Genomic DNA, 14,338 nt, shown 5'->3' with positions numbered 1-14,338 from the left:
GGCTGGATCTCGATGTCCACCCAGTAGTCGCGGCCGTCCTTGCTGCGGTGCATCAGCTCCACCTTGCAGCCCAGGCCGACGTTCATGGCCTCGCGCATGCCGTGCACGGTGTCCTCGTTGGTCAGCTCGGAATGCAGCAGCTCGCTGGGCAGACGGCCCAGGGCCTCCGCGCTCGTGAAGCCGCTGAGCCGCGTGAAGCCATCGTTGACCCAGTTGATGCGGCGCTCGGCATCGGTGATGAGGACGGCGTTCGTCGTGTGGCTGGCCACCCGGGCGAGCCGCGTCAGGTCGGCCGTCATGCCGCGCGCCATCTCCTCGGCGCGCGCCCGGCCGGCGGCCAGCAGATAGACCGTCACGGCGAGCAGCAGGCTCAGCAGGGCGCCGCCCAGCTCCAGGCCGACGCCGGACAGGCCGAGCAGCTTGACGGCGGCGTCGTGCGTCAGCGCGGTGTCGAGCATGAACTCGCGCCCGGCGACCGTGAAGGACAGCGCCTCGGCCGTTGGGGCGTCCGCCAGCGAATAGTCGGCCGCTTCCTCGGGAGTCAGGGCTTGACCCCGGTGCAGGGCCAGCAGCGGCCTGAACTCGCCGTCCGCCGTTTTCGCGGACAGCTTCAGGTCCAGCAGCGCTGCCGCCGGCTCGGCCACGCCGTGCAGCAGCTCGTTGGCCACCAGCGGTGCGTACAGCAGGCCCAGCAGCGCGGCGCGGCGCTGGGTCGGCGTGCCGGGGTCGTGCCCTTCCCGGTAGACCGGCACCAGCAGCATGAAGCCCGGGCCCTTCAGCGGGTCCTGCACCAGGCGCACGGGGGCGGACAGGGTGGCTTCGCCGGTGTCGATGGCGCGATCGATGGCCTGGCGGCGTACGGGGTCGGCGCCGGAGTCGATGCCCCAGGCTGCGAAGTTGCGCGAGAACGGCGAGATCTGCGTGACGACGTAGAGGGTCTCGTCGGTGCCCGAACCATGCACGCGAAAACCCGTGGAGCCCTCGCGCTGGTGGGTGGCGACAAAGGCATCCAGGTCGCGCCGCGCCACGCGCTCGATGAAGCCGAAGCCGCGCACGCCGGGGAACTCCATGGGCAGGTCGCGCGACTCGACATAGGCATCGAAGGCGGCGCGGCTGAACTTGCCTTCCAACGCCGCGAGCGCGCCGCGCGCGCCCTTGAGGCCGTAGACCGGCATCGTCAGCCGCTTGACGACGTCGGCCTGCAGGCGCTCGACCTGGCGCTCCTGCAGGCCGCGGGCTTCGGCGCCGGCGCGGTGCTGCTGCCAGATGACCGCCGCGGCCGTCAGCGCGAGACCGAGGGACAGCACCGCCGCAGCGGCCACCCATGCGGTCGTGCTGACCATCTCTGGCCCGGAATAGCCGTCTCCGATGCGCAAGCTGTCTCTCTTGTCTGGCGGCGCAATGCCTGCGCATCGATTGAAGCATGTCCGGCCCGCGCCGTCAGCCCCTGGCGACCCCGGCCCGCGCACAATGCCCGCCATGAATCTCTTCCTGATCCAGGCCCGCGCCAACCGCCTGATGAACCGCCGCCTGCTCGGCGCGCTGGCACAGCTGTCCGACGCCGATTTCCATGCGCCGCGCACCAGCTTCTTCCCCAGTCTGGCGCTGACGCTGAACCATGTGCTCAACGTCGACCACTACTACATCGCCGCGCTGCGGGGCGACGCGGCGATGCGCAGCATCTGGGCGAGTTATGTGCCAGCGAAGACCGTGTTGGAGCTGGCGGCGCGCCAGGATGAAAGCGACCTGCGCCTGATCGAGGTCTGCTCAGGCCTGGCGTCGGGCGACGAAGAGCGCATCGTCGCCTTCGACCGCGGCGCCGGCATCGAGAACGGACCGCGTGAACCGGTGGGACGGGTGCTGGCCCACCTCTTCATGCACCAGACCCACCACCGTGGGCAGGCGCACGCGATGCTGGCCGGCACGGCCGTGAAGCCACCGCAGCTGGATGACTTCATCATGCTGGGGGACCAGGTGCATCGCGGCCCCGACATGGCAGCGCTCGGCTGGGCCGAACCCGTCTAGACCTCGCGCTCAGGGGCGCAGGCTGCCCACTTCGCCGTCGTCGAACTGCTTGCCGACGACCGCGCCGATCAGCATCTTCACGCCGGCCACGGCATCGCCGTGCTTGTTGTCCCAGTACTGGCCGCCGGTGGGCTGCACGCGGATGACGCTGACGCAGGGGTCGTCCTTGCCCTGCTCGAACCACACGCGGGCCAGCGGCGTCCAGAGCTTGTCGATGAGGGCCTTGTCGTGCAGCACGGTGGCCTGGCCACTCAGGTGCATGAAGCCGGAATGCTCGGTGGCCTGGAAGTACAGCTCCACCTGCGGGTTGGCCTCGATCTCGGCGTTCTTGTGGCTGTGCTTGTCGCTGAGGAACCAGATTGTGCCGTCCTCGTCGATTTCGCGCACACCCATCGGGCGCACGCCGCCATGCGTGACGAGGAAGCAGGTCTCGGCCTTCTTCACGACCTCGCGGATCTTCTCGAGGGCTTCGGCGCCCGAGCGGTCGTGGAAGGCGTCGGCATCCCTGGGGTGGGTGGGATGCATGTCCTGGCTCGATGAATTCAGGATGGGGGCGGTCATGGGGAATCCTTGGCTGAACAACGGTTCCCTCAAGATAGGTCGCGCCCGCGGCAGGCCGTGTCAGCCTTCACGCCATGTGGCTGTCAGGCCAGACGGCGCGAGGCGCTCAGAGCTCCGCCACGCCCTTGACCCGCACCGGCATTGCCACCGGCTGGGCCGCCACCTCGACCGCACGGCCGTGGAAGCGGTCCAGCAGGGCCTGCCACTGCTTCTTCACGGCGACGACATTGGCATGCTTCACATGGCCGTAGCCGCGGATCTTCTCGGGCAGGCGGGCCAGTTCGACAGCGGTGTTGAGCTTGTCGGCCGTCAGTGAAGCCAGGATCTCGTCGACCAGCTTTTCGTAGTCGACGATCAGCTGGCGCTCCATGCGCCTCTCCTCGGTCTTGCCGAAGATGTCGAGCGCGCCGCCGCGCAAGCCCTTGAACTTGGCCAGCCACTTGAAGGCGGTGAAGGTCCAACTGCCCAGTTCGATCTTTTTCGCGCGGCCATCGGCGCCGGGCCTGGAGATCAGCGGGGGGGCGAGGTGGAAGCTCAGGCGCTCCCAGTTCTCGAACTGGTCCTTCATGGCCTTCTCGAAGCGGCCGTCGGTGTACAGGCGTGCCACCTCGTACTCGTCCTTGATGGCCAGCAGCTTGGCGTAATAGCGGGCCACGGCCTGGGTCAGGCGCTGACCCTTGCCGAGTTGAGATTCGGCAGCGCGCACCCGCTCGACCAGGGCGCGGTAGCGCTGGGCGTAGGCAGCGTCCTGGTAGTCGGTCAGGAACTGGGTACGCCGCTCGATCAGGCCGTCAGGCCCGTCGAGCTGGTCGAAGTTGAAGAGCTTGACGACATTGACGTCACCGGCCAGTCTCGCAATGGCGTCGGGTGCCGCGATGGCCAGCCGGCCCAGCGCGAAGGCGGTCTTGTTGCCTTCGACGGCGACGCCGTTGAGTTCGATGGCGCGCATCAGCGCCGCCTCGCTGACGGGGATCAGGCCGCGCTGCCAGCAGGCGCCCAGCATGATGATGTTGCTGGGCAGGGTGTCGCCCATCAGGCGCTGGGAGATGTCCTGGGCGTCGATGGTGCTGAGCTCACCCTGCTCGCCGACGGCGAACTTCATCTTGGCGATCAGCGAGTCGCCCTGCAGCGACGCATCCGGGTTGCGCACGAAGGTCGCGGTCGGCAGCTCGTGCGTGTTGGCGAGGATGACCGTGCGGCCGGCCTTGATGGTGCCCAGCGCATCGGGCGAGGCGCCGACGACCATGTCGCAAGCTAGCAGCACGTCGGCCTGTTGGGTGTCGATGCGCACCTGGTTGAGCAGGTCCAGCGTCGGCGCCACGCGCACGAAGGAGAGCACCGCGCCGCCCTTCTGCGCAAAGCCCATGAAGTCCAGCACCGAGGCCTGCTTGCCTTCCAGGTGGGCGGCCATGGAGACCAGCGCGCCGACCGTGACGACGCCCGTGCCGCCCACGCCGGTGACCAGCAGGTCGAACGGCCCCGTCCACTGCCAGGGCGCGGGTGGCGTGATGGCGGCGAGTTCGCGCGCCAGGTCCTGCGCCGTGTAGCTCCCGCCGGCCTTCTTCTTCAACACCGGCTCGTGCACCGACACGAAGCTCGGGCAGAAGCCGTTCACGCAGGAGAAGTCCTTGTTGCAGCTGCTCTGTTCGATGGCGCGCTTGCGGCCCCAATCGGTCTCGACCGGCACCACGCTCAGGCAGTTGCTCGCCACGCCGCAATCGCCGCAGCCTTCGCAGACCGCTTCGTTGATGAAGATGCGCTTGGGCGGGTCAGCGAATTCCTTCTTCTTGCGGCGGCGGCGCTTCTCGGCGGCACAGGTCTGGTCGTAGATCAGCACCGTGACGCCTTCGATCTCGCGCAACTCGCGCTGAACCGCATCCAGCTCGCTGCGGTCATGGAAGGTCGTGCCGGTCGGGAAGAGGCCATGGTGGCCGTCGTATTTGCCGATCTCGTCGGAAACGACCACCAGGCGCTTGACGCCCTCGGCCTCCACCTGGCGCGCGATCTGCGGCACGCTGGTCTGGCCGTCCACGGGCTGGCCGCCGGTCATGGCAACCGCGTCGTTGTAGAGGATCTTGTAGGTGATGTTGGTCTTGGCCGCGATGGCCTGGCGGATGGCCAGATAGCCCGAGTGGTAGTAGGTGCCGTCGCCCAGGTTCTGGAAGACATGCTTCTCGGTCGTGAAGCGCGAATGCGCCGCCCAGTCCACGCCCTCGGCACCCATCTGGATCAGGCCGGAGGTGCCGCGCTCCATCCAGCTCGCCATGAAGTGGCAGCCGATGCCGGCCAGCGCGCGCGAGCCCTCGGGCAGCTTGGTGGACGTGTTGTGCGGGCAGCCCGAGCAGAAATAGGGCTGGCGGCGCACCGCGTCGGCCGCGTTGGACAGCAGCTGCGGCGTCAGGAAGTCGACGACGAGATGGCGGCGGTCCAGCGCGGGGTTCAGGCGCGCCAGCCAGTCGGCCACCGTGCCCATGATGCGGCTGGGGCGCAGTTCGCCGAGTGCCGACAGCACCGCACAGCCATGCTCATCCGTCTTGCCGACGACGCGCGGGCGCTGGAAGTCGGGCAGGTGGTAGAGCAGCTCCTTGATCTGGCGCTCGACGACCGGGCCCTTCTCCTCGATGACCAGCACGTCGGTCAGGTTGGAACAGAACTCGGTGATGCGGGTCGGCTCCAGCGGATAGACCAGGCCGACCTTGTAGACCCGCACGCCGGCCGCGGCGAGCGCGTTGGGGTCGAGATCCAGGCGCCGCAGCACCTCCATGAAGTCGTAGTGGGCCTTGCCGACGGTCACGATGCCCAGCGTCGCGGCCGGGCTGGTGACGATGTGCTTGTCGATGCTGTTGACCTTGGCAAAGGCCTTCACCGCTTCGATCTTGTGCGCCAGGCGCGACTCCAGTTCCAGCGAGGGCAGGTCGACCGAGCGGATGTGCAGATTGGTCGGCGCGACGTAATCGACGGCGTGGTCGAAGTTCAGCGCCACCGCGTCCAGGTCCACCGTCATGCCGCTCTCGACGACCTCGGAGATGGCCTTGAAGCCCACCCAGGCCCCCGAGAACCGGCTCAGGGCCCAGCCGTACAGGCCGAACTCCAGGTACTCGGCCACATTGGCCGGGTGCACCAGCGGCATGCTCCAGGCCTGCAGGGCCTGATCGCTCTGGTGGGGTGTGCTGCTGGACACGCAGCCATGGTCGTCACCGCAGACGACGAGCACGCCGCCCTGCATCGACGTGCCGTAGACATTGCCATGCTTGAGCGCATCGCCGGAGCGGTCCACGCCCGGGCCCTTGCCGTACCACATCGCAAACACGCCATCGACGGTGCGCTGCGGGTCCAGGGCGACGCGCTGCACGCCCAGGCAGGCCGTCGCGGCCAGGTCCTCGTTGATGGCGGGCAGGAACTCGATGTGGGCCTTCTCGAGAAATTTCTTGGCCTTCCACAGCTGCTGGTCGACCATGCCCAGCGGCGAGCCGCGGTAGCCGGAGACGAAGCCGGCCGTCTTCAGCCCGGCGCGTTCGTCCTGCGCCTTCTGCGCCAGCAGCAGCCGCACCAGGGCCTGCGTGCCGGTCAGGAAGACGGCGCCGTTGTCGGCCGCGAGGTTGTCGCTGAGCTGGTAGGGGCGCAGGGCGGGGGTGTCGGCCATCTAACTGTCTCCTTGGGGGCGGGAAATTCTTCCCTCCCGGTGGCGGAAGAACTTGCCTCATTGCCGGGTCAGCGCCGGCCCAATGAGATGATTCTTCTCCAAAGAGGCTATTTAACGAAACGCCCCCACGCTTCGCGCTGCTCGCTGCCCCCCGAGGGGGCGCGTCAGTGCCTTCGGGCGGCCGGGCGCCACTGACATGGAAACAAACCCACTCGACCGCGCCAGCCTGCAGATCCTGGAGGCCCTGCAGGCCGATGCCGGCCTGTCGACCCAGGCCCTGGCCGAGAAGGTCGGCCTGTCGGCCACGCCGGTGTGGCGGCGCGTCAAGGACATGGAGGACCGCGGCGTCATCCGCGGCCAGGTCGTGCTGGTGGACCGCGAAAAGATCGGCCTGTCCATCCTCGTGCTGGCCAATGTGAGCCTGGTGCGGCACAGCGAGGGCGCGGTCGAGCAGTTCGAGCAGCTCATCGCCACGCGGCGCGAGATCATCGAATGCCATGCCATCACCGGCGAGGCCGACTACGTCATCAAGGTCGTGGCCGCCGACATGAAGGCCTATGACCTGTTCCTGCAGCAGCACATCTTCAAGTTGCCGGGCGTGAGCAGCGTGCGCAGCAACGTCGTGCTGCGCGAGGTCAAGTACGAAACTGCCTTGCCGGTGGGCTGAGCTGTCCTACAGTGGGCTCGTCGCGACTCGACCGAGCCCATGGATTCCTTCTTCGCCCAGCTCTCCGATTCCGTCGCCACCGCCCGCACGCTGGAGGAGCTGACCCGGCCGCTGCTGGAGATGCTGGAGGCCGTCACGGGCCTGGAGTCGACCTATCTGACGACCATCGACCTCACCGAGGGCCTGCAGCACGTCATGTATGCGCGCAACTCGCGCGAGCTGCAGATCCCCGAGGGCCTGACCGTGCCCTGGGGCGACACGCTGTGCAAGCGCGCGCTGGACGAGAACCGCCCCTATACCGATGACGTGGCCGGCCTCTGGGGCGACTCCGGCGCGGCGCGCGACCTCGGCATCCAGACCTATGTCAGCACGCCGGTGCGCACCGACGACGGCGCCCTCTACGGCACGCTGTGCGCGGCCAGCTCGCAGCGCCGCGCGATGACGGCATCGGCCGAGCATGTGCTGCATCTGTTCGCCCGCCTCATCGAGCAGCATGTGGAGCGCGAGCGCCTCGTCGAGAAGCTGCAGCGGGCCAATGCCGAGCTCAAGACGCAGGCGTTGACCGATTCACTGACCGGCCTGCTGAACCGCCGCGCGCTGATGCTGGAGCTGACCCGGCTGCGCGCGCTGGCCCAGCGCACCGGCAGCTGGCTGCTGGCCGGCGCCATCGACCTGGACGGCTTCAAGCAGGTCAACGACGTGCATGGCCACGACGCCGGCGACGACTTCCTGCGCGCCCTGGCCGCCGGCCTGCAGGCGGGGCTGCGCGGTGGCGACGTGCTGGCCCGCATGGGCGGCGACGAGTTCGTCGTCATCGGCCTCGGCCCCAAGCTCGGCGGCGACGGCATCGCGGCGGCGCGCCTGCTGCAGCAGCGGCTGGCCGGGGCCACCATCGGCCGCCATGCGGCGGGCAGCGCCACCATCGACTACGCCGGCGCCAGCGTCGGCGTGGCCTGCATCGACCCCAACGATGCCGACATCGAGCAGGTGCTGAGGGAATCCGACGCGGCGATGTACCGGGTCAAGCTGGTCCGGCGTCAGCAGGGCTGAGCACCCGCAACGCCGCCTCGAAATCCAACCGGTCCAGCGCGCGGCGCAGCGTCTCGAAACCGGCTTCGCCGCAGGCCGCTCGCAGCGCCGGCGCCAGCGGCTGGAACAGGTCGAGTGCCGCCAGGTCGTGGGCCTGCAGGGCCTGCTTCAGGCGCGCCAGCGCCAGCGCATCCAGAGGGCCGCCCGCCGCGGCCGGCGGGGCGGGGCGACGGCCCTGCAGCCAGGGCCGGGCCTGCGTCGCCAGGGCGGTCAGCAGCCGCGCCACTTCGGCCAGGTCGGCATGGAAGTCGCCGCCGGCACGGGCCAGGGCTTCACCGCGCTGGGCCGCTTCGCGCAGGGCCCGTGCCGCCAGCAGGCCGGCGCTGCCGCCGAGCTTGTGCAGCCGGGACGCCACCTGCGCGGCATCCAGCGGTGACGGCGCCGTCAGGTCGCTGAACTCGTCGAGCAGGCGCTCCATCAGCCGGGCGTAGAAGGCCACATCACCCTGCATGCGCTGGCTGGCCTCGTCGCTGTCGACACCGTCCAGCGCTGGCCAGGGCTCGCCTGCCTGGGCCTCGCTGGCGCGCGCGGCCACGGGCAGCCGCCGGCCCTGCGCGCGCTCGACATGCTCGCGCAGCAGCTGCACGAGGCCGGCCGGGTCGAAGGGCTTGCTGATGAAGCCGTTCATGCCGGCGTCCAAGGCGCGCTGGCGCTCGCTGAGCAGGGCGCCGGCGGTCAGCGCCAGGATGGGCAATTGCTGCAGACCGAGCTCGGCGCGGATGCTGCGCGTCGCGGACAGGCCGTCGAGGACAGGCATCTGCACGTCCATCAGCACGGCGTCGAAAGCGGTCGGCGCGGCGCGCAAGTGCGCCACCGCCATGGCGCCGTCCTGGGCCAGTGTGACGATGGCGCCCTCCTGCGCCAGGATGCGCTGGGCCACCTCGAGGTTGATGGGGCTGTCATCGGTCACCAGCACACGCACGCCGGGCAGGCGCTGCACGGTCGTGGCATCGGGCGCGCCGGCCAGCAGATGCCGGGCCGCACCGTGGCCGGCCAGGGCCGCGTGCACGGCATCGAAAAGGGCCGACACATCGGCCGGCAGACGCAGCTGACCCGTCCCGGCCGCGCGGCTCATCAGCACGCAGGGGAGGGCAGCCAGGCGGGTTTGCAGGGCTCGCTGCTCGGTGGGGGTCAGGGTCTGCAGCAGGCGGTGGTCGAGCAGCACGAGATCGGGCGCGCTGCGGCCCAGTCGTTCGGCCAGCCCGGTGGCGTCGTCCAGCGGCTCGGCCCGCCAGCCGAGGGCGGTGCACAGGCGCTGCAAGGCGTCGCGCTGGGTGGCGTCGTCGCTGGCGAGCAGCAGCTTCAAGGGCCGCGCAGCCGCGGCCAGGCCCACCGCCGGCGCGAAGGGCAGGCGCACCAGGAAGCGGGTGCCCGCGCCCGGGCTGCTGCTGACGCCAACCTGGCCGCCCATCAGCTCGCACAGCTGCTTGACGATGGACAGGCCCAGGCCCGTGCCACCGTAGCGGCGCGACGTGGAGCTGTCGGCCTGGGTGAAGGGCGTGAAGATGCGCGACAGCGCTTCGGCCGGGATGCCGATGCCGCTGTCCTGCACGGCGATCTCGAGCTGCAGCGGCCGTGCCTGCGCCTCGGTGCAGCGCGCGCTCAAGGCGACCTCGCCCTCGGCGGTGAACTTGATCGCGTTGGACACGAGGTTGCCGACGATCTGGCGCAGCCGCGCTGCATCGCCCAGCAGCAGCGGCGGCAGGCCGGCATCGAGGTCGAGGTTCAAGGCGATGTGCTTGGCCTCGGCCTGGGGCTGGAAGAGGCTGGTGACGTCCCGCAGCAGGGCTTGCGGGTCGAAGGGCGTGGCCTCCAGCACCATTTCACCGGCCTCGATCTTGGACAGGTCCAGCACCGCGTTGATGACGTCCAGCAGCGAGCGGCTGGCACTGCTCATCTTGGCCAGCAGGTCGCGCTGGGCGTCGTCCAGCGCCGTGCGCTCGAGCAGGAAGCTCAGGCCCATGACGGCATTCATCGGCGTGCGGATCTCGTGGCTCATATTGGCCAGGAAATCGCTCTTGGCGGCGCTGGCGGCGTCGGCCGCCAGCATCGCGCGGCGCAGTCTGTCGGCGGCGGCGCGGCGCTCGGTGATGTCCTGCACGGCGCCCACCAGCCTGGCGACGCGCCCGTCCTGTCTCTCCGCGGCCCCCACGGAATGCAGCCAGCGCAGGCGGCCGTCGGGCGCCAGCAGCTCCAGCTCCAGGTCCCAGCCCTCGCCCATGCTGGCGGCCCTGGCCATGGCCTCGCGCAGCTTCTGCTCGGACTCGGGCATGAGGCCGCGCAGCATGGCCTCGGTGTCGAGCTCGGTGCCTGGGGGCAACTGGTGGATGGCGTGGGTCTGGGCGGTCCAGCTGAGGTGGCCGCTGACGAGGTCCAGCTCCCAACCGCCCACACCCGCCATCTGGCCGGCGCGCTCCAGGAAGGCCTCGTTGCGCTCGAGCTGGCGGTTGCTGTCGCGCAGCGCCGTGTCGCGCTGCTGCAGGGCTGCCGTCATCGCGTCCAGGGCCTGGGACAGCTGGCCCAGCTCGTCCTTGCTGTTCAGGCTGCTGCGGGCGGCCAGGTCGCCGCCCTCGACGGCCTTGGCCACCGCGCGCAGCCTGTCGATGGGCGCGAGCACGCGCTTCAGCAACAGGCCGGCCAGCAGCAGCGTCAGCGTCAGGGTCACAACATGGGTGGCAATAGCGAGCCAACGCTGGTTGACAGCATCTCGGCGTCGCGACTCGACCAGGTCACGCGACAGCTCGAAGGCGCCGTCGCTGACGCGGCGCGTCTCGTTGACGAGCTGGTCGGTCAGCGTCTCGCGGCGGGCCACGCCGTCGGCGTCGACGACGGGCGACTGGGAGGCCTGGCGCAGCGTGGCGAAGATCTGCGGCAGGCTGCGGGCCGTGTGCTGCAGGTCCTCGACCTGCTCCGCGCTGGCCGCATCGGCGGCGGCGTAGTCGGCGAGGGCCCGGCTCAGGCGCTGGTGCACGAGGTTCCACTGCCGCGCGGCGCGTTCGCTGTGATAGAGGCCGTAGTCCTGGGTCAGCACGAGCAGGCCGGCGGCGTCGCGGGCGATGATCTCGACCGTCGTGCGCTGGGCATCGTTGCGCTCCGAGGCCTCGCGTTCGATGGCGATCGTCGTCAGCCGCGCGCCGACCACCCCCAGCGCGGCGATCACGCAGGTCATCAGCGCGGGACGCAACCGCATCAGTGCCTCTTCTCGGCGGGCCGAGCGCCGGGCCGCTCCCTAGCCGGCCCGCTCTGGCGATGTACATGCGGCTCGACGCCGCATGTATCGCCGTCCCCCAGGGGGACCGACTGGACACGCCCGCGTTCAGCAGGGCGAGGGCAGGCGAGGGGCTTCGTCATCACTTGACGAGGGTCATCGCGCGCGGATCGAGGGCGCGCAGGGGCTCGACGCGCATCAGCTCGAGATAGTCCGGCATGGCCTTGCCTTCCACCAGGCCCTCGCGCACGGCCCAGCGCGACTCGGCCTCCAGCGTGGACAGCAGGTTCTGGTCCAGGCCGAGACGGAATTCATAACCGTCGAGCTGGGCGGCAGCGTTGCGGGCGTCGACCTTCCAGCGCGCGCCGAGCAGTTCATGGGCCCGGCCCGGCTGGCCGTTGAGCAGGGCCACGCCGCGCTGCGCGGCCTTGAGCAGGCGCAGCAGCGTGTCCTGGCTGAGGCCGCGTTGGGCGACCAGGTTGACCATGACGGTATAGGGCCGCAGCGTGGGCAGTTGCATGCCCTTGGCGCCCAGTTGCTCCAGGGCCTGCGGGCCGGCGGGGCGGTAGAGGCTGGCCGCGTCGACCTCGCCGCGCAGCAGCGGGTCGGCGCCGCGATTGGGGTCGATGAAGACCAGGCTCACCGAGTCGCGCGGCACGCCGTTGACGAGCAGGAAGACATTGGTGAAGTAGTGGGCGCTGGTGCCGCGCACGACGCCGATGCGCTTGCCGGCGAGGTCGGCCGGCGTGCGGATGCCGCGGTCGGTGCGTGCCACCAGCGCGGCGTCGCGCGTCGAGCTGCCGAAGGTGGCGAGGATGTCGAAGCGCTGGCCGGCATGCAGGGCGAACACCATGGGCGTGTCGGCCACGGTCGCGATCTGGGCCTCGCCGTCGGTCAGGTGCTTGAGGCAGCGCCGGCCATTGATGCAGCCGATGATCTGCACATCCAGGCCCTCGGCCGCGAAGAAGCCCTCCTGGGCGGCCAGTTGCATGGGCGCGAACAGCGTCGACTCGCCGACCGCGATGACCAGCGGCGCGCCCTGGGCGGTCAGCGTGGCCAGGGCGACCAGCAGGCCGGCGGCCCAGCGGCGCCATGAGGGTGGGGTGGATGAGGTCAAGGGCATGTCGAGGCCTTGTCTGGCGATGCGCGATCTTCGCCGCCCCGCCGCGGCCTGCGCTCAGGCTTCGGCATGCGCCTCGCTGGTTTCGGGCACTTCACCCACGCGACCCCGGCCGGCCGCCTTGGCGGCATAGAGGCCGCGGTCGGCCGCCTCGACGAGGGACTCGCCGCGCGTGCGCACCAGGCTGGCGTCCCTGTCGGGCCGGGCCGCGGCCCAGCCCACCGAGACGCTGACGGTGCAGCCTGGCGGCGCGCCGGCATGCGGCAGGCCAAGGTCGGTGATGGCGTCGACGATGCGCTGGGCCATGGCGCGGGCGCCGGCCGCGTCGGTCTGCGGCAGCAGCACGGCGAACTCCTCGCCGCCATAGCGCGCCGCCAGGTCGGCCGGGCGGCGGATGCAGGCGCGGATGGCGGCGGCGATCTCGCGCAGGCAGGTGTCGCCGGCGACATGGCCATAGCGGTCGTTGTAGCGCTTGAAGTGATCGGCGTCGATGAGCAGCAGCGCGACGCTCTCGTGGCCGCGGCGGGCGCGCTCGCATTCGATGCGCAGGTCCTGGTCGAAGCGGCGACGGTTGGCCAGGCCGGTCAGGCCATCGGTCAATGCCGAGGCGCGCAGCGCGTCGCCCAGGGCCTTCAGGCGCAGCTGGGTGCGGGCACGGGCGACGACGACCTCGGCCACCGGCGGCTTGCGGATGAAGTCGGAGGCGCCAGCCGCAAAGCCCGCCACCTCGACGGCGACTTCGGTGTGGCCGGTGATGATGACGACGGGAACGTCGGCCAGGCGTGGGTCGGCGCGCAGCGCGGTGCAGACCTCGAAGCCGGACAGCCCGGGCATCTCGGCGTCGACGAGGACGAGGTCGGGCGGGCTCTCGCGGGCCAGGCGCAGCGCGGCTTCACCGCTGAGCGCGAAGCGCACCTCGCCCAGGCCGTTCAGCATGCGCGCCAGCACCTGCACGCTGGCCGGGTCATCGTCGACGAGGAGCAGGCTCTGGCGCGTGCCGAGCTCGGCGGGCCAGGTGTCGGGCGCGGGCAGCTTCATGTCGCGAGCGGCGCTTCGTGGCCGTCGGCGGTCGCCGCGCACACGTGGACACGGCCGCTGGCGTCGGCGCGCGCGGCGGCCAGTGCGGCGACGGCGGCCGCGGCCGGGTCGCCGTCATGGGCGAGCAGGCCGATGCCGATGGCCAGGCTCAGTTCCTGTTCGCCGGCCAGGGRTTGCTGCAGCCGTGCGGCGAGGGCGGCGGCGCCGGCGGCGGTGGTGTCGGGCAGCAGCAGCGCGAAGCTTTCGTCGCCGTGGCGGGCGACCAGGTCGGCCGGCCGCTGCAGGGCCTGCTGGGCCAGGCCGGCGACATGGCGCAGCGCGTTGTCGGCGGCGCCCTGGCCATGGCGCTCGCGGTAGGCGGCCAGGCCCTGCAGGCCGGCCAGCAGCAGGGCCAGCGGCTGGCCGCTGCGGCGCGCGCGGCGGCATTCCAGGTCCAGCTCCTCGTCGAGCTGGGCGCGCTCGGCCAGGCCGGTCAACGGGTCGCGGCGGGCCAGGCGCACGAGGCGCTGGGCGGTGCGGTGCAGGCGCAGCTGCATGGCGACGCGGGCCCGCAGCGCGGGACCTGCCACCGGCTTGGCGACGAAGTCGGCCGCGCCGAGCTCGAAGACGGCCGATTCGACGCGGGCATCGGTGTGCTGGGTCACGAAGATGACGGGCACTTCGGCCAGCAGCGGGTCGGCCTTCAGTTGGCGGCAGACCTCGAAGCCGTCGATGCCGGGCATCTCGGCATCCAGCAGCACCAGTTCGGGCTGCCAGTTGCGCGCGATGGCCAGGGCCTGGGCACCGTCGGTCGCGAAGCGCAGCTGGCTGTAGCCCGACAGCAGCCGTCCCAGCATCTGGATCATGCCGGGGTCGTCGTCGACGAGCAGCACGCGGGCATCGGCCAGCGAGGGCAGCAGGCTGTCGAGCCGGCTGGCCAGCGGGCTGGGTGCGGCGGGGTGGATGGCGCTGGGCAGGGTCAAGGTCATGGCGCGGCCCATTTTGGGG

General features: G+C 70.7%; 10 protein-coding genes. 3 read left to right on the top strand and 7 right to left on the bottom strand.

Annotation, left to right across the window (positions count from 1 at the left end):
* On the bottom strand, positions 1 to 1,376 hold a 1,376-nt coding region (locus AC1DW3_RS10280; RefSeq protein ID WP_477931077.1), incomplete at its 3' end, for a CHASE domain-containing protein.
* Between the two features lie 103 nt (positions 1,377 to 1,479).
* On the opposite strand from AC1DW3_RS10280, the gene AC1DW3_RS10275 reads away from it, so the two are divergent.
* The gene (locus AC1DW3_RS10275; protein ID WP_477931075.1) at positions 1,480 to 2,025 is read left to right on the top strand and encodes a DinB family protein; all 546 of its coding nucleotides are present in this window, start codon (positions 1,480 to 1,482) and stop codon (positions 2,023 to 2,025) included.
* A 9-nt stretch (positions 2,026 to 2,034) separates the two neighbouring features.
* On the opposite strand, the gene AC1DW3_RS10270 is transcribed toward AC1DW3_RS10275, so the two are convergent.
* Together AC1DW3_RS10270 and AC1DW3_RS10265 are read right to left on the bottom strand one after the other, a co-directional pair.
* Positions 2,035 to 2,586, bottom strand: a complete 552-nt coding sequence (locus AC1DW3_RS10270; protein WP_477931073.1) for a pyridoxamine 5'-phosphate oxidase family protein — start codon at positions 2,584 to 2,586, stop codon at positions 2,035 to 2,037.
* A 106-nt stretch (positions 2,587 to 2,692) separates the two neighbouring features.
* Positions 2,693 to 6,229, bottom strand: coding sequence for an indolepyruvate ferredoxin oxidoreductase family protein (locus AC1DW3_RS10265; RefSeq protein ID WP_477931071.1), 3,537 nt, complete (start codon positions 6,227 to 6,229; stop codon positions 2,693 to 2,695).
* A gap of 196 nt (positions 6,230 to 6,425) precedes the next feature.
* On the opposite strand from AC1DW3_RS10265, the gene AC1DW3_RS10260 reads away from it, so the two are divergent.
* Both AC1DW3_RS10260 and AC1DW3_RS10255 read left to right on the top strand, forming a co-directional pair.
* Positions 6,426 to 6,896, top strand: a complete 471-nt coding sequence (locus tag AC1DW3_RS10260) for an Lrp/AsnC family transcriptional regulator (protein WP_477931069.1) — start codon at positions 6,426 to 6,428, stop codon at positions 6,894 to 6,896.
* A 39-nt stretch (positions 6,897 to 6,935) separates the two neighbouring features.
* Entirely contained in the window at positions 6,936 to 7,946 is a 1,011-nt protein-coding gene (locus tag AC1DW3_RS10255; RefSeq protein ID WP_477931067.1) for a sensor domain-containing diguanylate cyclase, read from the top strand.
* On the opposite strand, the gene AC1DW3_RS10250 is transcribed toward AC1DW3_RS10255, so the two are convergent.
* The 4 genes from AC1DW3_RS10250 to AC1DW3_RS10235 form a co-directional block, all read right to left on the bottom strand.
* Positions 7,918 to 11,175, bottom strand: coding sequence for a hybrid sensor histidine kinase/response regulator (locus tag AC1DW3_RS10250; RefSeq protein WP_477931065.1), 3,258 nt, complete (start codon positions 11,173 to 11,175; stop codon positions 7,918 to 7,920). The genes AC1DW3_RS10255 and AC1DW3_RS10250 overlap by 29 nt on opposite strands.
* 160 nt (positions 11,176 to 11,335) lie before the next feature.
* Positions 11,336 to 12,316 (bottom strand): ABC transporter substrate-binding protein, encoded by a 981-nt coding sequence (locus AC1DW3_RS10245; RefSeq protein ID WP_477931063.1) that lies wholly within the window; start codon positions 12,314 to 12,316, stop codon positions 11,336 to 11,338.
* Positions 12,317 to 12,370: 54 nt separating this feature from the next.
* A complete protein-coding gene (locus AC1DW3_RS10240) occupies positions 12,371 to 13,351 on the bottom strand; it encodes a diguanylate cyclase domain-containing protein (RefSeq protein WP_477931061.1) in 981 nt (326 codons plus the stop codon).
* Positions 13,348 to 14,319, bottom strand: coding sequence for a GGDEF domain-containing response regulator (locus tag AC1DW3_RS10235; protein WP_477931059.1), 972 nt, complete (start codon positions 14,317 to 14,319; stop codon positions 13,348 to 13,350). Before AC1DW3_RS10235 ends, AC1DW3_RS10240 begins: the two co-directional genes overlap by 4 nt.
* Positions 14,320 to 14,338: the final 19 nt, after the last annotated feature.

Source organism: Roseateles sp. P2_H4, assembly GCF_056403315.1.
This window is presented reverse-complemented; position numbering and strand designations above follow the sequence as displayed.

Bases quoted from the DNA above. Each gene is read 5' to 3' on its own strand.
- AC1DW3_RS10275 (WP_477931075.1), top strand. From the start codon at position 1,480: ATGAATCTCTTCCTGATCCAGGCCCGCGCCAACCGCCTGATGAACCGC.
- AC1DW3_RS10270 (WP_477931073.1), bottom strand. From the start codon at position 2,586: ATGACCGCCCCCATCCTGAATTCATCGAGCCAGGACATGCATCCCACC.
- AC1DW3_RS10265 (WP_477931071.1), bottom strand. From the start codon at position 6,229: ATGGCCGACACCCCCGCCCTGCGCCCCTACCAGCTCAGCGACAACCTC.
- AC1DW3_RS10260 (WP_477931069.1), top strand. From the start codon at position 6,426: ATGGAAACAAACCCACTCGACCGCGCCAGCCTGCAGATCCTGGAGGCC.
- AC1DW3_RS10255 (WP_477931067.1), top strand. From the start codon at position 6,936: ATGGATTCCTTCTTCGCCCAGCTCTCCGATTCCGTCGCCACCGCCCGC.
- AC1DW3_RS10250 (WP_477931065.1), bottom strand. From the start codon at position 11,175: ATGCGGTTGCGTCCCGCGCTGATGACCTGCGTGATCGCCGCGCTGGGG.
- AC1DW3_RS10245 (WP_477931063.1), bottom strand. From the start codon at position 12,316: ATGCCCTTGACCTCATCCACCCCACCCTCATGGCGCCGCTGGGCCGCC.
- AC1DW3_RS10240 (WP_477931061.1), bottom strand. From the start codon at position 13,351: ATGAAGCTGCCCGCGCCCGACACCTGGCCCGCCGAGCTCGGCACGCGC.